This is a genomic window from Streptomyces sp. N35, assembly GCF_016464295.1.
In the GTDB taxonomy this organism is placed as follows: Bacteria; Actinomycetota; Actinomycetes; order Streptomycetales; family Streptomycetaceae; genus Streptomyces.
The window spans coordinates 33153-55057 of the sequence record NZ_JAEIMH010000034.1 but is presented as its reverse complement, the minus strand read 5'-3'; the positions used below and the strand labels follow the sequence as shown (position 1 = coordinate 55057).

Genomic DNA, 21905 nt, shown 5'->3' with positions numbered 1-21905 from the left:
CTCAGGCGAAGACGACCGTCCGCCGGCCGTTCAGCAGAATCCGGTGCTCCGCGTGCCACTTCACCGCACGCGCCAGCGCCTGGCACTCCACGTCGCGCCCCACCGCGACCAGCTGCTCGGGCGTGACCTCGTGGCCGACGCGCTCGACCTCCTGCTCGATGATCGGGCCCTCATCGAGGTCCGCGGTCACATAGTGCGCGGTGGCGCCGATCAGCTTCACACCGCGGGTGTGCGCCTGGTGGTACGGCTTCGCGCCCTTGAAGCTCGGCAGGAAGGAGTGGTGGATGTTGATGATCCGGCCGCTGAGCTGCTTGCACAGATCGTCGGAGAGGACCTGCATGTAGCGGGCGAGGACGACCAGCTCGACGTCCTCCTCGCGTACGAGATCGAGGAGCCGCGCCTCGGCCTCGGCCTTCGTGTCCTTCGTCACCGGGATGTGGTGGAAGGGCAGGCCGTACGAGGCGACCAGCTCGGCGAAGTCCGTGTGGTTGGAGACCACGGCCGCGATCTCGACCGGGAGCGCGCCGGTGCGGGCGCGGAAGAGCAGGTCGTTCAGGCAGTGGCCGAACTTCGACACCATCAGGACGATCCGCATCCTGGCCTCGGCCTGATGCAGCTGCCAGTCCATCTGGAAGGAGTCGCCGACCGCCGCGAACGACGCGCGCAGCTTCTCCAGGGTGACGGGCGCCTCGGCCGAGAAGTGCACCCGCATGAAGAACAGACCGGTGTCACGGTCGCCGAACTGTTGGCTGTCCTCGATGTTGCAGCCCGTCATGAAGAGATACGACGAGACGGCGTGCACGATGCCCTGTTTGTCGGGGCAGGACAAGGTCAGGACGTACTGGTCACAAACGGCCGCGGGCTGCTCACTCATCCAGGCAGGATCGCATACGCGGGCCCGTGGGCGGTTGTGCGTACCGCCTCGTGGACGGGTGGGTTCCGGAGCTTTCGCGTGCCGGGCGCTCAGGCGGAGCGCGTCATGATCCGCAGCACCTCGAGGGAGCGCGGCTGCGTGTCCGGGTCGTCCCCGTCGCTCTGCGCCATGCGCACATGCGCTTCGCGCGCCGCGCGGACCGCCTCGGGCCAGCCGTGGTGGTCGAGATAGGTCTGGACGGGGGCGTCGGGGCCGACCTGGTGCATGATCCGCAGGACCCGGAGCACCGCGGTGTCGACCAGCGCGGCCTCCTGCGGGTCCCGGAAGATCGTGCCGACGTACTTCTCGGCGGACCAGTTGTCGAGCCAGGTGTCCTCGACAAGGCGGTACACGGCGTCGGTGACGTCCCCGTACTCCTCGCGTCCGGCCAGCCAGCACTCCTGCTGGAAGGCGGGGTCGGAGATCATGTGCAGCGCGGAGCGCACGTTGCTGCGCCAGCGCCACCATGGCATGTCGTTCAAGGGCATGCCTTCCATGGTGGAGGAGCGGCGGCCGCGACGGGAAGACTTCTCCGAGCTTTGCACGGTTGCCGATCGTACGTTCTTCGCCCAGGCGACCCTCCGGGCCCCCCATGTTCACCTTCAAGTCACTTTCCGTTGACTCAACTTCACTCAAAGATTCGGAACGTGACGCAAAAGTGCGTGTCCATGACCGATCGGCCGCGTGCCCTGCCCACCCGTCGCCTCAACCGTCTCCTGGCCTTGGCGGTCACCGCCTCCCTGGCCGCCGGGTGCGGTGCGCTCCCCGGATTCTCGTCGGACACGAAAGGCCCGGTCACCGTGATGACCTGGGCGCCCGAGAACACCAAGGGCACGGACGCGCCCGGCGTCCCGGCGATGGCCCGCGCGTACGCCCGCTGGGTCAATGCCAACGGAGGGCTCGGCGGACGTGACCTCAAGGTCATCACCTGCAACGAGCAGAACGACGTGAACGGCGCCGCGGACTGCGCCCGGCAGGCGGTCGACGCCGAGGTGACGGCGGTGGTCGGCTCCTACAGCCAGTACGGGCGGTCGTTCCTGTCCACGCTCGAGGCGGAGGGCATCCCGTTCATCGGGGGCTTCGGGCTGACCCAGGACGAGTTCACCAGCCCGTTCTCGTATCCCGTCAACGGCGGGCAGGTGGCGCTGATGGCGGGCAACGGGCGGCAGCTCGCCACGCACTGCGCGAAGGTCTCCCTGGTGCGCCCGGACACGATCGCCGGCGACGACCTGCCCGAGCTGCTCGACTTCTCGCTGAAGCAGGCCGGGCGGCCCGCGGCCACGGACATACGCGCCAAGGAGGACGCCAACGACTTCACGGCGCAGGCGGAGCACGCCCTCGCCTCCGCGGGCGCGCCCGCGTCGCTCGCGACCACGCTGGGCACCGAAGGCGCGCGCGAGCAGGCCCGCAAGGGGTGTGTGACGGCGGCGCTCGGCGACCAGACGACGACGTTCTTCGACTCGCTCCGCCGTGTGCGCGAGGACTTCCAGGACGTACGGATCGGTTCGGTGCTCGGCTCGCTCGACCAGACCTCGATCAACCGGGGCGGCGGCAAGTCCGGTGTCTACGAGGGCGCGTACGTCACCGGCTGGTACCCGGCGGCGAGCGATGACCGCTGGGAGCCGATGCGCAAGGTGATCCGCGAACAGGCCTTCAACGACAACCGCATCGACTCCGCGGACGCGGGCGTCCAGAACACCTGGATCGCGTACACGGTGCTCACGCAGGTCGTCGGCTCACTCGGCGAGGGCACGGTGGACGCCCGCTCCGTCACCCGCGCCCTGAACGACGGCGTCCGCATCAAGACGGGCGGCCTGACCCCCACCCTCAGCTGGCGTTTCGAGGACACCATCGCCGTCCGCGACTACCCCCGCATGGTCAACGCCCACGTCTGGTTCCAACAGGTCAAGCGGGGCCAGCTGACGGCGGTCGGCAGGACGTCGGTGAACATGGCGGACACGTTGGAGCGGACGATCTGACCCAGCCGCACCCGAAGAGCCGACCCTCAGAGCTGTTGAGGCGTGCGCTCCGGGAGGCCCCACTGCTCGGCGATCGTGTTCCACAGCGGTGCCGCCTCCCGCTTCGCCGTCGTCGCCTCGCCGCTGGCCCTGTTGCCGGCCGAAGTCTGGGGCGTCGTACGAGCCTTGCCCTTGGGGCAGCCCTTCTTGCCGGCCACCTGGTCGGCCCAGGCCGCGTAGTGGTTGTCGGCCGAAGCGGACGCCTTCCAGGCCTTGTTGAGCGCGTCCCGCAGCTGCTGGTTCTGCGGCAGCTTGTCCATCTGCAGCTCGGCGAGGCGCGTCACCAGGGAGTTCCGCTGCCCGGCCGCGTCGCGCAGATCCTGCGCGGCCTGCCCCAGGTTCTTGCAGCCCTTGATCGCCTCCACGGAACGGATCACCGCGTCCCGGCTGTTGTTGGAGTCCGCGAGCAGCTTGTCGAGCGCGACGGCCTGCGCCTTCGCCGGATCGGCGGCGGGCGCGGACGACTCCTTCTGCGCGGGTTCGGTGGCGGCGGCGGGCGCGGGATTCTCCCCGCCGTCGTCGTCGCCCCCGCCGAGCAGACCCATCAGGCCGCCGGCCGCGATCCCGACCACGGCGATCCCGACGCCGACCACGACGAGCACCCGGCCCCGCGTCGGCCCGCTGTCGCCACGACCGTCACCGCGGCGCGCGGCGGCCCGGCCGCCATGACCACCGTGACCGTGCGCACCGCCATGGCCGTGCGCACCACCGTGGCCGTGCTGAGCGCGCGCCGAGGGCGCCGGCTCCTGGAAGCGGGGCATCTGCTGCGTGGAGTCGGTGGGCCCCTCGGCGGGCTCACTGCGGAAGAGGCTGTCGAACTCGGCCGGCGGCTGCCGGTCCCCCGGCGCCCCGGGCCGTATCCCGTACGGCGCTCCGGCCGGCGCGGGCGGCATGGCGTTCTGCTCGGGAGGCACGGGCGGCAGGTACTGCGTGGCCTGGGCGTCGGGGCCCGCGGGCGCCTGCTGGCGTCCCAGGATGTACGTGGACTCGCCGGACTGCTCCGGGGGCAGGGCCCCGGGCGGCATCTGCGGAGGCAACTGCCGCGCCCCTGCGCCCATTTCCGGCGGATTGCCCATAACGGGCGGAATCATCTGCGTGGCGGCTTCGTCGCCCCCGGGCACACCGTGCGGACCCTGCGGCATGGGTGGCATGGGCGGCATCTGCTGATTCGGCTGCATCGGCGGCATCTGCTGATTCGCCTGCATCGGCTGCATCGGCTGCTGAGCCGGAGGCATCTCGGCCGAGGGCTGCCGAGCCGGAGGCTGCTGAGCCGGAGGCATCTCGGCCGAGGGCTGCCGAGCCGGAGGCTGCTGAGGTCCCGGCTGCTGAGCGGCCGGCATCCGGGGTATCGACTGCCCCGGCACCGGCGGTATGTACTGCGTCGCGTCGGCATCCGCCTGCACGGGCGGGAGCGACTGGGGCTGGGGCTGGGACTGAGGCTGGGACTGGGACTGGGGCTGAGGCTGCACCTGCGCGGCAGGCGGCAGCGACTGCCCACCGCCCGAAGGCGCCTGCGGCGCCCCCCAGGCCTGCCCCGCCATGGGTCCTGCCTCGGCCCCCGGCGCGGGCGCCGACTCCGGCCCCCAGGGCTGGCCCCACGGCTGTCCGCCCGTGGGCACCCCCGCACCGGCGGGCTCCGCGTACATGCCGGGCATCAGCGGCTCGCCGCCGTCCGCGGGCAGCACGACGCCTTCGTGGGCGGGCCGCGCCGCGGGAAGCTGCGGCTCCTCGCCCTGTCCGCTCTGCGTCACCGGGACTCCTACCAATGGGGGAACTCTGGAATCGTCGGGTAACGCTACCGGCTCCCCAGTCGACGGCGGTACACAGCTCCGCCCCACCGTCCCGGCTGTAACAAGTGCGGCCGCAACGACGCTGTTCCTGCCCGCCCGAGCCCGCCCCGCCCGCCGTTCACGACCACTTGTCCCGACGTACTCCCAGCTCCCGGCCCCGGTTCACGCCCCGCACGCGATCCCCGACCGCCCTGCACAGAACCCTTACGCAAGCCCGGACGCAGACCTGGGCGCAGACCTCGCCCCCTCACGCAGCCTGAACGTCCAGCCGTGCCCCGAACTCCCGGACCACCGCCTCCTCGCCGAACGGCTCGAGGCGTTGCTGCAGATCGTCCAGGTACTCGGCCCCGCGGTTCGACCGCAGCGTCCCGAGCAGTTCCACGGCGCGCATCCCCGTATGGCAGGCATGCTCCACCTCACGCCGCTGCACCTGCGCGGAGGCGAGCAGCACCAGACCGATCGCGCGCCGCCGCACCCGCGTTTCCGGGAGCCTGTCGAGCGCCTCGCGGGCCGCCCGCTCGGCCGCCTCCGCCTGACCCAAGTCCCGGTAGCAGTGCGCCAGTTCATCGGCGAGATACGCCCGGTCGAAGTGCCGGATCCACACCGGGTCGTCACCGGATCCGGACCCGGGACCCGAGCCGGACCCGCTCGACTCCGCCCGCTCCATCGCCGCCTCGGCCCGCGCGACCACCTGCTGGGTCGTCCGCGCGTCCCCGAGCAGCGCGTGCCCGCGCGCCTCCGCCGCGTAGAACATCGCCTCGGCCCGCGGCGTGACCCGCCCGCGCGCCCCCTCCTGCGCGGCGCGCGCCAGCTGTGCGATCTCGCGCGGATTGCCCAGCTGGGCCGCCAAGTGACTCATGGACGCGGCCAGTACGTATCCGCCGTAGCCGCGGTCACCGGCGGCCTGGGCCAGGCGCAGCGCCTGGATGTAGTACCGCTGCGCGAGCCCCGGCTGTCCCGTGTCGATGGCCATGTAGCCCGCGAGTTCCGTCAACCGGGCCACCGCGGCGAAGAGTTCGCGCCCCACCGCTTCCCGGTACGAGCCGGCGAGCAGCCCGGACACCACGGAGTTGAGGTAGTGCACGACGACCGGGCGCACGTGCCCGCTGCCGAACTGGTGGTCCAGCTGCGTGAGCGCGTCCGTCATGGCCCGTACCGCTTCGACATCGGCCGTGCCCACCCGGGCCCCGGCCGACCGCGCGACCTGCTGGTCCATGCCGGTGATCAGCCAGTCCCGGCTGGGCTCGACGAGCGCGGACGCGGCGACGGACGAACCGGACAGGAAGTCGCGCCGCCCCACATCGCTGCGCCACAACTCGCAGACCTGCTCGATCGCGCCGAGCACGGTGGGCGAGAACTGCAGCCCGACGCCCGAGGCCAGGTTCTTGCCGTTGGCCATGCCGATCTCGTCGATCGTGACCGTACGCCCCAGCTTGCGGCCGAGCGCCTCGGCGATGATCGCGGGGGCCCGGCCGCGCGGCTGCTGCCCGCGCAGCCACCTCGCCACGGATGTCTTGTCATAGCGCAGATCGAGCCCGTGCTCGGCACCGCACATGTTCACCCGGCGCGCGAGCCCGGCATTGGAACAGCCGGCTTCCTGGATCAGCGCCTGCAGCCGTTCGTTCGGCTGCCGCGCTACGAGCGGCCTTGCGGCCATGGCGTACCCCCTGTGTGCGCCGCGGTGTCCTGCGAAGAAGTGATCACTCGTGATGATCAATGCCCAGGTACGGAAGGGAAGATGCACAAGCCGTGACCGACCCCTCACAGCTGGCTACCCACCCCCGCTGCCGATCCGCTCGCGCGCCCCCGCCCATGCATCCATGCGCCCCGTATGCAGGATCGATGCGCCTGCGCGGCGCGCGGACAGCCCGTAACCCGCGGTCACGGCCGGAGTTGAACACTCCGTGGAAGAGACCATCACCCCCGCGACGGCCGACCGGATCCCTCAACAGCGCGGCGAGACGCTGCTCGACGCCGCCGTGCGGTATGCGGAGGAACGGCACTGGGACGTGTTCCCCGGCACCTGGCTCGAGATCCGCGAGGACTCCTCCGGCTCCGAGTCCTGCTCGTGCGGCGCGCACGCCTGCCCCCTGCCCGGCGCGCACCCGGCCCGGGAGGACTGGGCCACGCAGGCCACCGGCAGTGCCACGGTCGCGCGCCGGCTGTGGTCGAAGCAGCCGGGGTCCTCGATCCTGCTGCCGACCGGGCGCACCTTCGACGCGCTCGACGTGCCGGAGACCGCGGGCTTCCTGGCGCTCGCGCGCCTCGAGCGGATGGAGCTGACCCTCGGCCCGGTGACGCTGACACCGAACCGCCGGATGCAGTTCTTCGTCCTGCCCGGGGCCACGGCCAAGATTCCCGATCTCGTACGGAAGCTGGGATGGGCTCCCGCCGCGCTCGACCTGCGCACGCTCGGCGAGGGCGACTGGGTCGCCGCACCCCCGACCCGCTTCGGCTCGCAGGGTGCCGCGCAGTGGGCCCGCCGCCCCACCCCCGCCAACCGCTGGCTGCCGGACGCGGAAGAACTGATCAGCGCGCTGGCGTATGCGTGCGGCCGCGAGGCACGCAGGTAGCGAAAGGGTCCGGCTATCCGGTGAGGACTCCGTCCAGGAACGGTTCCACCACGGCCCGCCAGCCCTCCGGCTGGTCGTAGTGCACCAGGTGGCCGGCGTCGGGGACCTCCGCGTACTCGCCGCGGGGCAGTACGCGGACCATCTCCTGGGCCTCGGCCCGGCCCAGCTCGCCGTCGAGGCCGCGGACCACGAGCGTCGGGCACTGCACCTGGGCGAGCTCCTCCCAGTGGGCGTCGTACACCCAGGTCTCACGGGTGTTGAGCATCTGGTCGCGGTCGAAGACCGGTCCCCAGCCGTCGTCGGACTCGGTCATGACCTCGGCGTAGAAACTGCCGCGGGCCGGGTTGGGGCGCTCCACCCAGGGGTCGTCCTCGCCGAACCACTTGCGGACGTCGGCGAGCGTGGCGAAGGGGACGGGCCAGGCCTCGAACCAGTCGGACCATTCGCGCTGCGAGGCGGCGCCGAGCGCCGAGGCGCGCATATCGCAGATGACGAGGCCGCTGACGAGATCGGGGCGGCGGGCGGCGAGCTGCCACGCGGTGAGGGCGCCCATGGAGTGGCCGATGAGCACGGCGGGCGCGAGATCGAGCTGGACGAGGGCGGCCTCGGCGTCATCGACATAGGCCTCGCGGGTGAAGGGGCCGCCGGCCGGCTTCCCGCTCTGGCCGTGGCCGCGCTGGTCGAGGGCAACCGCGCGATGCCGCTCGGCGAGCCAGCGCGCCGTACCCGCCCAGTGCGAGGCGCGGCCCATCAGGCCGTGCAATAACAGCACCCCGGGTTCACATCCGAGCTCCACGCGCTCCTTGTCGTCCTTCGGGGGATCGGCGAACTCCCAGGCGGCAAGGCGCACCCCGCCTGCTCCGGTCACATCGATGCGCCGCACCATACGTCCTGGCACCCCCCTCGCTCGGGCCTGTTGCCGTAGTGCTCTGTGAAGCAATGCTCCGTACGCCTAACGTACGGCCACGCTATCGAACCCCCATTCGAAAAAGCCTTTTCGCCCGAAAACACCCCTCGTTCGAGTGACCACACTCAAGGATTGACCGGCGCGGCCGAGGGGAGATCTTCTGCGGGAGGCGGGCCGCTCGGGGAAACCGGTCCGGCGGGGTGACCTTGAGAGCTCGGGGCTCCAGGTCAGCACAGGGGAGGACAGGCCCCGGGGCCCCGCGGGGGCGGGGGCCCGTGCTCGGGGCCGGGGGGGGGGGGGCGCCCGCGCCCGCGGGGGGGGGCGGGTGGGTCCTCTGCTGTGCGGTGAGGGATCGCGACGGCCCCGCGGGGGCGGATCGAGGCCACACGGCGGCGGGCGGGCGCGCCCGTGGCAGGGCAGGCGTGCACCGTCTCATTACGGCGGGTTGTACGGCACATCCTCCCGCCCCTCCCTCGCCGGCGCCCACGCGGTCAAGAGCCCTCAGGTCATATGCCTCACCGACAGCCTCGCACTTAAATCACCCGGGCGGGGCGGTTCCGTCCGTGAATCTTGGAATCGCCGGCCCCAACTTCCGTGCCCCATGGGGCAGTTGGGGCACGACGGATGCGTGAGCCCACCCGGCACCGGGCGGCAGCGACCTCAGCGCTTGGCGACGAACACGTGCGACGCGACCTCGGCGTCCAGCTCCGCGGCCTCGCCGCTGCTGCCCACGAGGACACCGCCGGCGGCCTGGGTCACGCTGACCACCGCACCGGGCTGTACACCCGCGCGGCGCAGCGTGTACATCAGCTGGGCGTCGGTCTGGATGGGCTCGCCGATCCGGCGCACCACCACGGTCTTGCCCTCGGTGCCGGGCTCCAGGTCGGCGAGGCTGACCATGCCCTCGTCGAGGAACGGGTCGGCCTCGGCCTTCTCGCCCAGCTCTTCGAGACCGGGGATGGGATTGCCGTACGGCGACTCCGTGGGGTGCCGCAGAAGCTCCAGGACGCGGCGCTCCACGGCCTCGCTCATCACGTGCTCCCAGCGGCAGGCCTCCGCGTGCACCTGCTCCCACTCCAGGCCGATCACGTCGACGAGCAGGCACTCCGCGAGGCGGTGCTTGCGCATCACGCGGGTGGCGAGCCGGCGGCCCTCGTCGGTCAGCTCCAGATGGCGGTCCGCGGCCACGGAGACCAGTCCGTCGCGCTCCATGCGGGCGACCGTCTGGCTGACCGTCGGGCCGCTCTGATCGAGCCGCTCGGCGATCCGGGCACGCATGGGGACCACACCTTCCTCCTCGAGCTCGAGGATGGTGCGGAGATACATCTCCGTGGTGTCGATCAGTCCGGACATACGTGCCCCTCGATGCAGTCTCGATGCGTCTCGTCGCGTCAGGGCCTGTCTTCGCACTCCCGCCGACGCCCGGCGCCGGGCGGTCGGGGATGCCAAGAAAGGTCCTGGCCCTGAGTCAATTCTGACGCATCGCACCGACAACCGTGCCGCGCGGGCGAATCCGGGCCCGCGAACACGGCCACGGCGGTGCTCCGAGGGCGCCTTTCGCGGTCCCGCGCGGCCCTCGCCGCGTCCCGAAAGGCCGTATTGACAGAGCACTGGTCCAGACCGCAACGTGATCCGCGGCACGTTGGCACCCACCCCCGGAAAGGGGCCTGAAGGCGATGAGCCCTACGCGCGAGAACAAGCTCGCCGACCAGTACTTCGACGCGGCCATCGGCCTCCTGGAGCGGGTGCGCGACGAGGAGGCCGCGAACATCGCGGCCGCGGGCGGTGTGATCGCCGACGCCGTCGAGGCGGGCGGGCGGCTCTTCGCGTTCGGAGCGGGCCACTCGTCGCTTGCCGCGCAGGACATCGTCTACCGCGCGGGCGGGCTCGCCCTGATGAACCTGCTCGCCGTCCCGGGCGTGGTCGGCGTGGACGTCATGCCGGCGACGCTGGGCTCGGCGCTCGAGCGGGTCGACGGGCTCGCGGGCGCCGTCCTGGACTCGTCCCCCGCACAGCCCGGGGACGTCCTGGTGATCATCTCGCTGTCGGGCCGCAACGCGCTGCCGGTCGAGATGGCCATGAACGCACAGGCCCTCGGTCTGCGCGTGATCGGTGTGACCTCGGTGGCGTACGCCACGGAGACGCGCTCCCGCCATGTCTCCGGTACGTATCTCAAGGACCACTGCGACGTCGTCCTCGACAGCAAGATCGCGATCGGTGACGCGGAGCTGACCCTGGACGGCATCGAGGCACCGTTCGCCCCGGCGTCCACGGTCGTCACCAGCGCGCTGCTCCAGGCCACTCTCGCCACGGCGGCGGGCGAACTCGTCTCCCGCGGCATCGAGCCGCCGCTCCTGCGCTCGGGCAACGTGGACGGCGGCCACGAGTGGAACGGCCGCATCCTGACCGAGTACGGGGACCGGATCTTCTACCGGCACTGACGAACGTCCGGTCTCCTGCCGGCACGAGCGAGGATCCAGGTCTTCTGCGGGCACGAGCGAGAATCCGGGGTCTTCTTGCCGGTACCAGCGAGGATCCAGGTCTTCTGCGGGCACGAGCGAGGATCCGGGATCTTCTTGCCGGCACCAGCGAGGATCCGGGTCCTCCGCCGGCACCAGCGACCGCCCAGGGCCTCTACCGGCACAGCGGCCGCCCGGCGGGACGGCCCCCTACGAGCCCCCCACCACTCCCGCCAGATCCACCGCCGCCGCCACCCGCACCGCCACGCTCTCCGCGTACGTGGCATCCGAGCGCTCGAACTGCGGGCGGCTGTCGCTGCGCAGGAACGTCACCACACCCAGCGTCCGGCCCCGGCTGCGCAGTACCGCGCACAGCGCGTGCACCGTGGATGGCGGCCACTGACGGGCCTTCGCCCAGCCGCGCGCCGCGTCCGGCGCGGCAGCACCGGCGGAGGCGCGGACCGAGCCCGCGCGCTGTACGCACTGCAGTGCTGGGTGCCCGTCCGGGTAGCGGACCGGGAGACCGGCCATCGGGACCGGCAGCACCGGGCCGGGGGAGCCGACCGGGCTCGCGGCCGCGCGGACCAGCCGCGGCGGCTCGAGCGACGTGGTCAGGTCGATCAGGGCGTGGTCCGCGAAGCCCGCGAGCGCGAAGTCGAGATGGGCCGTCGCCGCCTCCATCGGGTCCTCGCACTCCCCCGCCGCACGCCCGGCCCGGTGCAACTGGTTGCTGCGGAAGCGCAGTTGGGCCGCTTCCTGCTCGACCACCTTCGCGTCCGTCACATCCTGGAAGAGCCACCCCACGCCCAGCGGCACGGGCTCCTCGGCCAGCGGCGACCCCAGACGCAGGAAGCCACTGCGCCAGCAGCGCCGCTCCCCCGCGCCCTGCGCGTCACCGCGCACCGACACCCACAGCTCGGCCGGCGCGGGCGGCGCGCCCTCGGCCAGGACGTGCGTGAGCGCGCTCTCCAACTCCTCGACGCCCTGCGCGAGAAGCTCCCCGAGCGGCCGCCCGAGCACCGCCGTACGCCCCACGCCCAGGGCCCGCGCCGCATGCGCGTTGACCACGGCGGGCCGCAGATCCGCGTCGACCAGGACCACACCCCACGAGGCGTCGTCGAAGAGCGCCTCGCTCAACGCGATCGAACGCTCCAGATCGATCTGCGCGTGCACCTCGCTGAACGCGCAGTAGAGCCCCGCCGGTTTGCCGTCGGGACCGGGCACGGCCGCCGACTGCGTCCGTACGAGCACTCGCCCGCCGTCCTTGGTCACCAGCGCGAACTCGTGCACCTGCCGCCCGGGCGCGTGCATCGCCGCGAGCAGCCGCCCCTCGATCTCGTCCGCGTCCGCGGTACGCACCGCCCAGCCCGCGAACCCCCGCCGGCCCACAGCCTCTTCGGGGCTCCAGCCGAGGATCCGGGCCGCCTCACGGTTCCAGTGCGTGACGACACCGTCCGCGTCGAACGCGCACAGCGCCGCGTCCATCCCGTCGAGCAGCGCGGCGAGCAGATCGGCCGAGCCCGGCCCGCCGGTACCGCTCGACTCCCCGGAACCGCCGCCCGGCGTACCGGAGTCGGCGCCCGAGCCTTCGCCTGGGTTCTCGGGGTCCGTGGGCTGCGCAGTTCCGCTGCGCCGGGAAGCACTCACCTGGCCACCCCCTGCAGGACGAGTCCACCTGCCGGACGGCACAGACCGTCCGACTACAGATCATTGAACTCGAACGTGACGCAGCCCACAGCAAGTTCGCCGAAATCGTTGCGCCCCGGAAACGTCCCGGCCACACCTGAGCGGCCCCCGTGCCAGTCTGGGCGCCATGACCATCGCCGTCCGCCCGGCCTCGGTTTTCGAGGACGTCACCGCCGTCATCGGCCCCAAGTCACCCACCGCGAACGTGTGTTTCTGCCTGAGCTACCGCATCGGCTCGAAGCTCAACAACGAGCTCCGCGGCCCGGCGCGCGCCGAGTACGTCGCCGGGCTCTGCCGCGCCGTCCCGCCCCCCGGCGTCCTCGCCTACGACGGCGACGAACCGGTCGGCTGGGCAGCCGTGGCCCCTCGCTCGGACACCTCCTTCGCCCGCAACCGCAAGATCCCGCACGTCGACGACCTTCCGGTCTGGTCCCTGTGGTGCATCCGCGTCCGCCCCGGCCACCGCAAGCAGGGCATCTCGCACGCCCTGATCGAGGGCGCGGTGGACTTCGCCCGCGAGAACGGGGCCCCGGCGATCGAGGCGTACCCCCTCGACAACGGCGAAGCCCGCGTCGACCTGACGATGGCGTACGCGGGCCTCCGCAAGAACTTCGAACGCGCCGGCTTCACCCACGCGTCCGACACCACCTCGGTCCTGGCGGGCCACCCGAGGGTGGTGATGCGGCTTGGCCTGCGGTGACGCTCGGGACCTTCCGGATCACACCACCCCGGCGAGATCTCCTTCACGGGGCGCCGGCAGGTGACATGAGCGAGGGGAGACCGACGCGGGCGCGCACCCAGTCCCGTCGGCGGTACGTGGGAGTTGCGCCCGTCGCGGCAACGACCGCAGAGACAGAGGCCGGTGACGGCCTCACCACTCCCGGCGTCGCAAGCGGTGGTGCGCAGGGCGCCCTTCACCATCCGGCTTCGGGACCGGGAGCGGACCGACTCCCAAGTCGACGGTCCTCAGCTGCGTATCGATCCCGGATCCAAGATCACTGGGTTCGCTCTCACACAGGACACGCACAAGACCGCGCAGGATGGGGCGGGCACAGTAGTCCGCCGCGGGCTCATCGCGGTCGAGCTGCACCATCGCGGCGCCCGGATCCGTGCCGGTCTGGTGCAACGGGCCGCGTACCGCCGTCGGCGCCGCGTAGCCAACTGCCCTGCTTGCATCCCTTGCAACCAGGCCAAGGGGTCCCTGCCGGTCGAGGTCTTCCTCGCCCACGATCCCGAACGGCTCGCCGAAATCCTCAAGCAGCTCAAGGTCCCTTTGGTCGACGCTGCAGCAATGAACTCGACCGGGAAGCAACTGATGGCCGCCCTGGACCTTCTCGGAAAGCCCATTCGTGCATGGTCAGGGTCGCGAGGGCGTGGCTCGTACGCGCGTACCACCCCTGACCGCTTCGGCTTCCCCGCTTGTATCGCACGCGCTCGAAGCAGCTCCACGGCTTCATCAGCGGCGACTTGGTGCGCGCCACGATCCCGCGGGGCAGGTGGGCGGGCGTCCGGACGGGGACCGTCGCGGTCCGCGTTCGCGGACAGCATCGGGTCACGACGGCAACGGGCCGCATCGACGTCTCGTACAAGCATCTGACGCTGCTCCAGCGTGGTGACGGCTACACCTACGCGCTGGGACCCGAGCCCGGGATGTAAACAGGTGGGAAAACCGGTTGAAGGCTCGCGGCGAGGTTCCTAGGGTGGGTCTCAATTCGGAGAGGAGGTGGTTCGGCAGATGAATTCACACCGGACGGAAGAGGTGGCTGCGGGCTAGTGGCCCGTTGTCGCATTCAGTGCGGTGCCGGACCAGTGCGGGAGTGATCCGCACAGCCGGCCAATCTCACGCAGTCACCCGACCCACGGGCCGCCGGTACGTCCGGCCGGCTTCCTGCCGTAGTCACGGCGGGAACCATGGCCCGTGGGTCGTCTGCGTTACCGGGCGCCCAAGCACCCTCAGCCCTTGCTCACCGCCGTGAGGATTTCCGGCAGGCGGGCCGCCGCGCGCGGGGCCGAGAGGCGGAGGCCGAGCTGGGTGATGGCCCAGCCGTAGAGGGCCCCGCCGGGGAGCAGGAGCCACAGCAGGTGGTCGTTGCCCGAGGCGTGCAGCCAGATCGTCAGGGTCAGGAGTGGGGCGCAGAGCAGGGCAGAGGCGAGCATGCCGCCGAAGATGGAGATCCAGGCGAGGCCCGCCTGGCCCGGGGCCACGTTCTTGTAGCCCTCCTGGGGGATCGAGTAGGGGAAGCGGGCCGAGCACCAGGCGCCCGTGGCCAGCATCGAGCCGAGGAGCGCGAAGGACAGGCCGAGCGCTTCGGGCAGGGGGCGCCAGTCCCCGATGATCGCTGTGGTCACCAAGGTCACGAGCACGGCGTACGGGATGGTGATCAGCGCCAAAGCGAGGGCCCTGGCCCGGAGTTCGGTGTAGGCGTCGCGGGTCGTGGAGATCGTCTGGGCGACCATCCAGAAGGCCGAGCTGTCCTGTCCGAACTGGTTGTACATCAGGATGCCGAGCATCCCCGCGGCGAAGCAGGCGAAGTAGACCGAGCCGGTGCCCTGGAGGGCGTTGAAGACGGGGACGATCAGGCCGATGGCGAGGGAGGTGACCCAGGCGGCCTTGGTCTTGGGGTCGCGCCAGACGTAGCGCAGGGTGCGTTCCATGACGGTGCCGGTGCGGCCCTCGGGCAGGAAGCGGGTGAGGCCCTGGGTGCGTGCGCGGGTGCGGGTGGGCTCGGCCGCCTGGAGGGTGGAGCCGTCGGGTGAGGTCATGAGGCGGGTGAGGCTGCGTTGCCAGTACGTGAGCAGGGCGGCCAACAGCGCGATGCACAGGGCGAGTTGGGCGAGACCTGTGGCGTACGAGCCCTGGGAGACGGAGTCGACCGCGCCGAGTGCGGAGGCGGGCGGGATCCAGCGGATGATGTCGGCGGCCGGGTCGAGGCGGGAAAGGCCGCCGGAGCGGCCGAGGCTCTGGGCGCCGAAGTTGACGACCTGGATGCCGACGGCGATCACGAGGCCGCTGAGTACGGCGAGGTCGCGGCCCTTGCGGCTGGAGAGCAGCCGCAGGTTCGCGGAGGCGACGCTGCGGGCGAGCGCGACGCAGACGAGCAGGGTGAGCGCGATCGCGACGAGGCCGGTGAGCGCGGCGGCGGTGCCGTGCGCGACGGCGACGACCGAACCGGCCGCGAGGCAGAGCGTGAAGAGCGGTCCGATGCCGACGAGGGACGAGGCGAGCAGCGCGCGGACGAGCGGGCGCGGGCGCAGCGGCAGCATCACGAGACGGGTGGCGTCGAGGGTTTCGTCGCCGCTCGGGAAGAAGAGCGGCATGAAGGTCCAGCCGAGCGCGAGGACCGCGGCGAGCAGGACCACGAGGGTGGCGGCGTGTTCGTTGCCGCGCAGGGCGATCAGGCCGATGAGCTGCAGGGCGGCGAAGAGCAGGGTGACGACGACGGAGGCGATGTAGGCGGCGCGACGTCCCGCGGACTGGCGCAGGCCGTTGCGCAGCAGGGCGAGCTTGAGGCTGACGAAGGTGGGCGTGAGGCTCGGGGTGCGGGCGGGGCGCGGGGCCTTGGTGGCCGTGGCGGTCATGACGCGGTGCCGCCGGTCGAGCCGAGCCAGTCCAGGGTGTCGCCGCCCGCGCGGTCGTGCGCGCCGACGAGTTCGAGGAAGGCGCTCTGCAGGCTGGGGGCGTCTCCTCGTACCTCCGCGAGGGGTCCCTGCGCGCGGATCCGTCCGGCGGCCATGACCGCGACCCAGTCGCAGAGGGACTCGACGAGTTCCATGACGTGGCTGGAGAAGACGACCGTGGCGCCGGAGGCGGTGTAGCGCTCCAGAACGCCCCGGATGGTCTGGGCGGAGACCGGGTCGACGCCCTCGAACGGCTCGTCGAGGAAGAGGACTTCGGGGTTGTGCAGGAGGGCGGCGGCGAGGCCGATCTTCTTGCGCATGCCGGTGGAGTAGTCGACGACGAGTTTGTGCTGGGCGCCGGTGAGGTCGAGGACGTCGAGGAGCTGGGTGGTGCGCCGGTCGACGTCCTCGGCCGGCAGGCCGCGCAGGCGTCCGGTGTACGTGAGGAGTTCGCGTCCCGAGAGGCGCTCGAAGAGGCGGAGGCCTTCGGGGAGTACGCCGATTCTGGCCTTGACCTCGGCGGGGTCCTGCCAGACGTCGTGGCCGACGACGTGGACGGTGCCCATGTCGGGGCGGAGCAGGCCGGTGATCATGGAGAGGGTGGTGGTTTTGCCGGCTCCGTTGGGGCCCACGAGGCCGATGAACTTTCCGGCGGGAAGGGTGAGGTCGATGCCGGCTACGGCGATCTGTTCGCCGAACCGCTTCCAGAGTTGGGTTACTTGTACGGCTGCCGTTTCGGGCACGGGGCGCCTTTCCGGGTGGGGTGCGGGCTTGTGGGTCCGAGTATCCCGGGGTTTCCGGGGGCTCCTATTCGTCGCCCCCGGCGCCCCCGGCGCCCCTTCCCGAAACCGGGGCTCCGCCCCGGACCCCGGCATCCGAACTTCGTTCGGATCTCCTCAAACGCCGGAGGGGCTGAGTTGCTCAGGCTTTCGTGGGGCCGGCCCCACATACCGAGCCGAAGGACGTACCAACCGCCCCGTCCGCTTCTGTTCGAGGATGTGGGCCGACCAGCCCGCCGTACGGGCACAGGTGAACATCGAGGTGAACATGTTCGCCGGGACCTCGGCGAAGTCCAGGACGATCGCCGCCCAGAACTCGACGTTGGTCGCGAGGACACGGTCGGGCCGACGGGCGTGGAGTTCGGCGAGGGCCGCCTTCTCCAGGGCTTCCGCGACCTCGAAGCGGGGCGCGCCCAACTCGCGGGCGGTACGGCGCAGTACACGGGCGCGCGGGTCCTCGGCACGGTAGACGCGGTGGCCGAAGCCCATGAGCCGCTCACCCCGGTCGAGGGCACCCCGGACGTACGCGTCCGCGTCCCCCGTACGCTCGATCTCCTCGATCATGCCGAGGACACGCGAGGGCGCGCCGCCGTGCAGCGGTCCTGACATCGCGCCGACCGCGCCGGAGAGCGCTGCGGAGACGTCGGCTCCGGTGGAGGCGATGACACGGGCCGTGAACGTCGAGGCGTTCATGCCGTGTTCGGCGGCCGAGGTCCAGTACGCGTCGACGGCCGCGACGTGCTTCGGGTCGGGCTCGCCGCGCCAGCGGATCATGAAGCGCTCGACGACGGAGGTGGCCTTGTCGATCTCGCGCTGCGGCACCATCGGCTGCCCCTGGCCGCGCGCCGACTGGGCGACGTACGAGAGGGCCATCACGGCGGCGCGCGCGAGGTCCTCGCGGGCCTGGGCGGCATCGATGTCGAGCAGCGGTTTGAGGCCCCAGACCGGCGCGAGCATGGCGAGCGCGGACTGGACGTCGACGCGGACGTCGCCGGAGTGCACGGGGATCGGGAAGGGCTCGGCGGGCGGCAGGCCCGGATTGAACGCCCCGTCGACCAGCAGACCCCAGACGTTGCCGAAGGAGACCTTGCCGACCAGATCCTCGATATCGACACCGCGGTAGCGGAGCGCGCCCCCTTCCTTGTCCGGTTCGGCGATCTCCGTTTCGAACGCGATGATCCCTTCGAGCCCAGGGACGAAGTCGGACATCAGGCGGCTCCTCATGATGGGTGCGACGAGACGGTTACGGGTCGGCCGCCCGTGGTGACGGGTGGCCGGTGGTGATGGTGGGGCGGTGGTGACCAGAGGTCAGATGCGGGTGTCCACGAGCCGGTTCCGCGGTCACTCACGACTCGCGGTCCGTTCATGGCCACCCCGGTGATGCCCCGTGCGGCAGGACGATATCCCTCGGTGCCACGGAAGGGGAGAGTTCACGGCACTGAGTGCCGCGAACCACACTCGTCCGGGGCCGCCGGGTGCGACAGGATGACGTGGTGAACCCTCAGCACCTCGACCCGGCCGACGGGATCGACGGGCCCGACCCGTCCGCCATGCGCGAGCAGTACCGCACCGCTCCGCTGCTCGAAGCCGACCTCGCCGACGATCCGATGAGCCAGTTCGACCGCTGGTTCACCCAGGCGGTGCGCGTCGAGCTCCACGAGCCGAACGCGATGATCGTCGCGACCGCCGACGCGGACGGCCGTCCGAGCTCACGGACCGTCCTCCTCAAGGCGTACGGCGTCCGCGGCTTCGTCTTCTACACGAACTACACCTCGCGCAAGGGGCGGGAGATCGAGGCGAACCCCGCGGTCTCGCTGCTGTTCCCGTGGCATCCGATGGCCCGCCAGGTGATCGTCAGCGGCCGTGCGGAGCGGGTGGGGCGCGAGGAGACGGCCGCGTACTTCCGCTCGCGGCCGCACGGCTCGCAGCTCGGGGCGTGGGCCAGCGCCCAGTCCTCGGTGATCGGGGCGCGCGAGGAACTCGAGGGTGCGTACGAGGAGTTGGCGGCGCGCTACCCGCAGGGCGAGCAGGTGCCGGTGCCGCCGCACTGGGGCGGGTTCCTCGTCGTACCGGAGGCGGTGGAGTTCTGGCAGGGGCGCGAGAACCGGCTGCACGACCGGCTGCGGTACGTGGCCGAGGGCGGGGCCTGGAACGTGGAGCGGCTCTCTCCCTGAGCCACCCGTGGGCCCCTGAACCATCCGAAGATCCGCGAGCTACCCGAGAGCCTCGTCGAGCAGGTGCCCCCACTGCCGTACGACCCGTTCGCGGCGGCCCGTGTCGTCGGTGAGGACATTGGCGAGGCCGAGACCGCGCGCCATGTCGAGCAGGCCCTGGACGGTTTCGCGGACGCCGGGCCTTGACTCGTCGGCGTCGAGGAGGCGTACGGCGATGCGGTGGGTCTCGCGGCCGACGCGGCCCTCGAGTTCGGCGACGCGGGCGTGCAGCGCCGCTTCGTGCGAGGCCGCGACCCACAGGTGGAGCGCGGCGCGGAACAGCGGTCCGGTGTAGAGGTCGACGAGCGCCGCGACCACCTCGGCCCGGGTCTTGGCGGACAGCTCGCGCAGGGCGTGCGAGCGCTGTTCGGCGACGTACTCGACGGCGGCCGTGAACAGGTCCTCGCGGGTGGGGAAATGGTGCTGGGCGGCACCGCGCGAGACACCGGCGCGCTCGGCGACGACGGAGACCGTGGAGCGCGCCCAGCCGAGTTCGGCGAGGCAGGCCACGGCGGCCTCCAGGAGCCGCAGGCGGGTGGCACGGCTGCGGTCCTGCTTGGGTGCGCGCTCACTCCGTGCGGCGGCCGGTGTCAGAGCACCCATGCAGCATCCCGTCGCTCGAAGAAGGCGGTCATGCCCTCGCGCGCGGGGCCGGACGCGAACAGGGTCGCCGACCGCTGCACCAGGTCCTCGGCATCGCGCTCGAAGGCTTCCAGGACTCTGGCCGTGACCAGCCGTTTCGCCTCGGCGAGGCCCTGCGGGGCGGCCTTGCGGAAGGCCTCGCAGACGCCTTCGACGGCCGGGCCCACCTCGTCCACGGCCTCGGTGATCAGGCCGATCCGGGCGGCCTGGGCGGCGTCGAAGCGCTCGCCCGTGAGGTAGTAGCGGGAGGCGGCTCGGGCGTCCAGCCGCGGCAGCAAGGTCAGCGAGATGATCGCGGGCGCCACCCCGATCCGTACTTCCGTGAACGCGAAGGTGGATCCGGTGGAGGCGAGCACCAGATCGCAGGCGCCGAGCAGTCCGAGCCCGCCGGCCCGCGCGGAACCGTCCACGCGGGCGACGACGGGCTTGGGCAGCTCGACGATCGCGCGCAGCAGATCGACGAAGGCATACGGATTGGCGGGTGACTTGAGGTCGGCGCCCGCGCTGAAGGTGGGTCCGGTGTGGTCGAGCACGACGGCCCGTACGTCCTGGTCGACGGCGCACCGCCGCAGGGCGTTCGCCAGTTCGGCGACGAGGTCCGCGGAGAGCGCGTTGCGGTTCTCCGGGGAGTTCAGGGTGAGGGTGGTGATGCCGCGCTCGTGTTCCCGCCCCACGTACTTCATCGGTCTGTCTCCTGGTTCCTCAGGCGCCGGTCGCCCGGTCGCGGTCCCGCAGCTGCCGCCGCAGGATCTTTCCGGTGGCCGCGCGCGGCACCGTCTCGATGAACTCCACGGCCCGCACCTTCTTGTGCGGCGCCACCTGCTCGGCCACGTACGCCTGGACGTCCTCGGCCGTGAGGCCGGGGTCCGCGCGGACCACGTACGCCTTCGGGTATTCGTTGCCGTCGGCGTCGTACACCCCGATCACCGCGGCGTCCGCGATCCGCGGGTCCCCGATGAGGACGGCTTCAAGCTCGGCGGGCGCGACCTGGAAGCCCTTGTACTTGATGAGCTCCTTGACGCGGTCGACGATGAACAGCCAGCCGTCCTCGTCGACCCTTCCGACGTCGCCGGTGTGCAGCCAGCCGTCCTCGTCGATCATCGCGGTGGTCGCGTCGGGCCGGCCGAGGTAGCCCTTCATCACCTGCGGCCCGCGGAAGACCACTTCGCCCTCCTGGCCCGGGCCGAGGTCCTTGGCCGGGTCGTCGAGCGAGACGATCCGCATCTCGGTGCCGGCGAGCAGTTTACCGACGCTGCCGTGCGGGATGGGCCGGTCGACCGGGGTGACGTGGGTGGCGGGTGAGAGCTCCGTCATGCCGTAGCCCTGGCCGACGGGGACGCCGCCGAGACGGGCCGAGCAGGCGGCGGCGAGTTCGCCGTCGAGCGGGGCGGCCGCGCTGATGACGTAGCGGACGGAGGAGAGGTCGAAGCGCTCGACCACCGGGTGCTTGGCGAGGGCGAGGGCGATCGGCGGGACCACGTACAGGCCGGTGATGCGGTGCTTTTCGACGGCGGTCAGAAAGCCTTCGAGGTCGAACTTCGGCAGCACGACGACGGTGGCGCCATGGCTGAGCGGGGCGTTGAGCAGTGCGGTGAGGCCGTACGCGTGGAAGAACGGCAGGACGGCGAGGATGCGGTCGCCGGGGCCCATCGGCATCGTCGGGTAGAGCTGTGCGAGGTTGGTGGCGACCGAGCGGTGGGTGAGCATGACGCCCTTGGGGACGCCGGTGGTGCCGGAGGAGTACGGCAGGACGGCGAGGTCTTCGGACGGGTCGAGCTCGACGGCCGGCTCCGGGAGGTCCGCGCCGACCATGTCGAGCAGCGAGCGTTGCCCCTCGGCCTGGTCGCACACGATGATCTCCCGTATCCCGCCCGCGAGTTCGGCCGCGGCCTGCGCGACGGGCAGGAGCAGTGAGACCGTGACGATCCAGCTCGCGCCCGCGTCGCGCAGCTGCTGGGCGAACTCCTCGGGCGTGTACAGCGGGTGCACCGTCGTGACGGTGGCGCCGGCCCGCGTCGCCCCGTAGAAGGCGACCGGCCACAGGATGGTGTTGGGGCTGTGCAGGGCGACGACGTCCCCCTTGCGCACCCCCGCGTCCGCGAGCCCGGCGGCCACCTTGCGGTGGAAGCCGTCGAGCTGCGCGTACGAGAGCGACCTGCCCTCGACACCGTCGATCAGGGCGGGCGTCTCGCCGAACTCGGCGGCCCGGCCGAGGACGGCCTCGTGGATGGGCAGTTCTACGGGCGGCACTGCTGCGTACTCACTCTGGAACACCATGTCGGGCCTCCGGAAAGCTGGGCGGTGCCT

General features: G+C 71.6%; 19 protein-coding genes and 1 pseudogene. 7 read left to right on the top strand and 13 right to left on the bottom strand.

The window, feature by feature from the left end; translation table 11 throughout:
• Position 1 precedes the first annotated feature (1 nt).
• Together purU and JAO81_RS20030 are read right to left on the bottom strand one after the other, a co-directional pair.
• Positions 2 to 874 (bottom strand): formyltetrahydrofolate deformylase, encoded by an 873-nt coding sequence (gene purU, locus JAO81_RS20035; RefSeq protein ID WP_199549257.1) that lies wholly within the window; start codon positions 872 to 874, stop codon positions 2 to 4.
• Positions 875 to 963: 89 nt separating this feature from the next.
• On the bottom strand, positions 964 to 1410 hold the full coding sequence (locus JAO81_RS20030) for a hypothetical protein (RefSeq protein ID WP_199549286.1): 447 nt from the start codon (positions 1408 to 1410) through the stop codon (positions 964 to 966).
• A 171-nt stretch (positions 1411 to 1581) separates the two neighbouring features.
• Here JAO81_RS20030 and JAO81_RS20025 point away from each other — a divergent pair, with 171 nt between their 5' ends.
• Positions 1582 to 2892, top strand: a complete 1311-nt coding sequence (locus JAO81_RS20025) for an ABC transporter substrate-binding protein (protein ID WP_199549256.1) — start codon at positions 1582 to 1584, stop codon at positions 2890 to 2892.
• A 26-nt stretch (positions 2893 to 2918) separates the two neighbouring features.
• On the opposite strand, the gene JAO81_RS20020 is transcribed toward JAO81_RS20025, so the two are convergent.
• Both JAO81_RS20020 and JAO81_RS20015 read right to left on the bottom strand, forming a co-directional pair.
• On the bottom strand, positions 2919 to 4682 hold the full coding sequence (locus JAO81_RS20020) for a hypothetical protein (protein WP_199549255.1): 1764 nt from the start codon (positions 4680 to 4682) through the stop codon (positions 2919 to 2921).
• 286 nt (positions 4683 to 4968) lie between these two features.
• Positions 4969 to 6378, bottom strand: a complete 1410-nt coding sequence (locus tag JAO81_RS20015) for a transcriptional regulator (protein WP_199549254.1) — start codon at positions 6376 to 6378, stop codon at positions 4969 to 4971.
• Between the two features lie 247 nt (positions 6379 to 6625).
• On the opposite strand from JAO81_RS20015, the gene JAO81_RS20010 reads away from it, so the two are divergent.
• The gene (locus JAO81_RS20010) at positions 6626 to 7294 is read left to right on the top strand and encodes a bifunctional DNA primase/polymerase (RefSeq protein ID WP_199549253.1); all 669 of its coding nucleotides are present in this window, start codon (positions 6626 to 6628) and stop codon (positions 7292 to 7294) included.
• Between the two features lie 13 nt (positions 7295 to 7307).
• Here JAO81_RS20010 and JAO81_RS20005 read toward each other — a convergent pair whose 3' ends face one another.
• A complete protein-coding gene (locus JAO81_RS20005) occupies positions 7308 to 8180 on the bottom strand; it encodes an alpha/beta fold hydrolase (RefSeq protein ID WP_199549252.1) in 873 nt (290 codons plus the stop codon).
• Between the two features lie 681 nt (positions 8181 to 8861).
• Entirely contained in the window at positions 8862 to 9554 is a 693-nt protein-coding gene (locus tag JAO81_RS20000) for a metal-dependent transcriptional regulator (protein ID WP_052579321.1), read from the bottom strand.
• 323 nt (positions 9555 to 9877) lie between these two features.
• On the opposite strand from JAO81_RS20000, the gene JAO81_RS19995 reads away from it, so the two are divergent.
• The gene (locus JAO81_RS19995; protein WP_199549251.1) at positions 9878 to 10642 is read left to right on the top strand and encodes an SIS domain-containing protein; all 765 of its coding nucleotides are present in this window, start codon (positions 9878 to 9880) and stop codon (positions 10640 to 10642) included.
• A gap of 228 nt (positions 10643 to 10870) precedes the next feature.
• Here JAO81_RS19995 and JAO81_RS19990 read toward each other — a convergent pair whose 3' ends face one another.
• Complete coding sequence (locus tag JAO81_RS19990; RefSeq protein ID WP_199549250.1) at positions 10871 to 12307, bottom strand: PAS domain-containing protein; 1437 nt, start codon at positions 12305 to 12307, stop codon at positions 10871 to 10873.
• Between the two features lie 166 nt (positions 12308 to 12473).
• Between JAO81_RS19990 and JAO81_RS19985 the strand changes: the two genes are divergently transcribed.
• The 3 genes and pseudogenes from JAO81_RS19985 to JAO81_RS42585 all read left to right on the top strand — a co-directional run bounded on the left by JAO81_RS19985 (position 12474) and on the right by JAO81_RS42585 (position 14002).
• Positions 12474 to 13046: a GNAT family N-acetyltransferase gene (locus JAO81_RS19985; protein ID WP_199549249.1), complete on the top strand. Its 573-nt coding sequence runs from the start codon at positions 12474 to 12476 to the stop codon at positions 13044 to 13046.
• 162 nt (positions 13047 to 13208) lie between these two features.
• Positions 13209 to 13448: pseudogene (locus JAO81_RS43995) on the top strand (RRXRR domain-containing protein); the annotation flags it as partial.
• A 317-nt stretch (positions 13449 to 13765) separates the two neighbouring features.
• Positions 13766 to 14002, top strand: a complete 237-nt coding sequence (locus JAO81_RS42585) for a hypothetical protein (RefSeq protein ID WP_233415633.1) — start codon at positions 13766 to 13768, stop codon at positions 14000 to 14002.
• Positions 14003 to 14299: 297 nt separating this feature from the next.
• Here the strand turns inward: JAO81_RS42585 and JAO81_RS19975 are convergent, their stop codons facing one another.
• The 3 genes from JAO81_RS19975 to JAO81_RS19965 all read right to left on the bottom strand — a co-directional run bounded on the left by JAO81_RS19975 (position 14300) and on the right by JAO81_RS19965 (position 17952).
• Positions 14300 to 15925, bottom strand: a complete 1626-nt coding sequence (locus tag JAO81_RS19975; RefSeq protein ID WP_199549247.1) for a transporter — start codon at positions 15923 to 15925, stop codon at positions 14300 to 14302.
• The gene (locus tag JAO81_RS19970) at positions 15922 to 16707 is read right to left on the bottom strand and encodes an ABC transporter ATP-binding protein (RefSeq protein WP_307813500.1); all 786 of its coding nucleotides are present in this window, start codon (positions 16705 to 16707) and stop codon (positions 15922 to 15924) included. Before JAO81_RS19970 ends, JAO81_RS19975 begins: the two co-directional genes overlap by 4 nt.
• 153 nt (positions 16708 to 16860) lie before the next feature.
• Positions 16861 to 17952 carry a citrate synthase 2 gene (locus JAO81_RS19965; protein WP_199549245.1) on the bottom strand — a complete coding sequence of 364 codons (1092 nt, stop codon included), beginning with the start codon at positions 17950 to 17952 and terminating at the stop codon, positions 16861 to 16863.
• 341 nt (positions 17953 to 18293) lie between these two features.
• On the opposite strand from JAO81_RS19965, the gene pdxH reads away from it, so the two are divergent.
• Entirely contained in the window at positions 18294 to 18917 is a 624-nt protein-coding gene (gene pdxH, locus JAO81_RS19960) for a pyridoxamine 5'-phosphate oxidase (RefSeq protein WP_199549285.1), read from the top strand.
• 39 nt (positions 18918 to 18956) lie between these two features.
• On the opposite strand, the gene JAO81_RS19955 is transcribed toward pdxH, so the two are convergent.
• From JAO81_RS19955 to JAO81_RS19945, 3 genes are read right to left on the bottom strand one after another with little or no spacing between them, the layout of a single operon-like run.
• On the bottom strand, positions 18957 to 19559 hold the full coding sequence (locus tag JAO81_RS19955; protein ID WP_199549244.1) for a TetR/AcrR family transcriptional regulator: 603 nt from the start codon (positions 19557 to 19559) through the stop codon (positions 18957 to 18959).
• Positions 19547 to 20281 carry an enoyl-CoA hydratase family protein gene (locus JAO81_RS19950; protein WP_199549243.1) on the bottom strand — a complete coding sequence of 245 codons (735 nt, stop codon included), beginning with the start codon at positions 20279 to 20281 and terminating at the stop codon, positions 19547 to 19549. Before JAO81_RS19950 ends, JAO81_RS19955 begins: the two co-directional genes overlap by 13 nt.
• Positions 20282 to 20300: 19 nt before the next feature.
• Positions 20301 to 21872 (bottom strand): 4-coumarate--CoA ligase family protein, encoded by a 1572-nt coding sequence (locus tag JAO81_RS19945; RefSeq protein ID WP_199549284.1) that lies wholly within the window; start codon positions 21870 to 21872, stop codon positions 20301 to 20303.
• Between the last annotated feature and the right edge of the window lie 33 nt (positions 21873 to 21905).

Excerpts from the sequence above, each read along its gene's own strand:
- pdxH (WP_199549285.1), top strand. The coding sequence starts at position 18,294 with ATGCGCGAGCAGTACCGCACCGCTCCGCTGCTCGAAGCCGACCTCGCC.
- JAO81_RS19965 (WP_199549245.1), bottom strand. The coding sequence starts at position 17,952 with ATGTCCGACTTCGTCCCTGGGCTCGAAGGGATCATCGCGTTCGAAACG.
- JAO81_RS19950 (WP_199549243.1), bottom strand. The coding sequence starts at position 20,281 with ATGAAGTACGTGGGGCGGGAACACGAGCGCGGCATCACCACCCTCACC.
- JAO81_RS20015 (WP_199549254.1), bottom strand. The coding sequence starts at position 6,378 with ATGGCCGCAAGGCCGCTCGTAGCGCGGCAGCCGAACGAACGGCTGCAG.
- JAO81_RS19975 (WP_199549247.1), bottom strand. The coding sequence starts at position 15,925 with ATGACCGCCACGGCCACCAAGGCCCCGCGCCCCGCCCGCACCCCGAGC.
- purU (WP_199549257.1), bottom strand. The coding sequence starts at position 874 with ATGAGTGAGCAGCCCGCGGCCGTTTGTGACCAGTACGTCCTGACCTTG.
- JAO81_RS20025 (WP_199549256.1), top strand. The coding sequence starts at position 1,582 with ATGACCGATCGGCCGCGTGCCCTGCCCACCCGTCGCCTCAACCGTCTC.
- JAO81_RS19985 (WP_199549249.1), top strand. The coding sequence starts at position 12,474 with ATGACCATCGCCGTCCGCCCGGCCTCGGTTTTCGAGGACGTCACCGCC.
- JAO81_RS20030 (WP_199549286.1), bottom strand. The coding sequence starts at position 1,410 with ATGGAAGGCATGCCCTTGAACGACATGCCATGGTGGCGCTGGCGCAGC.
- JAO81_RS19955 (WP_199549244.1), bottom strand. The coding sequence starts at position 19,559 with ATGGGTGCTCTGACACCGGCCGCCGCACGGAGTGAGCGCGCACCCAAG.
- JAO81_RS19995 (WP_199549251.1), top strand. The coding sequence starts at position 9,878 with ATGAGCCCTACGCGCGAGAACAAGCTCGCCGACCAGTACTTCGACGCG.
- JAO81_RS20005 (WP_199549252.1), bottom strand. The coding sequence starts at position 8,180 with ATGGTGCGGCGCATCGATGTGACCGGAGCAGGCGGGGTGCGCCTTGCC.
- JAO81_RS20000 (WP_052579321.1), bottom strand. The coding sequence starts at position 9,554 with ATGTCCGGACTGATCGACACCACGGAGATGTATCTCCGCACCATCCTC.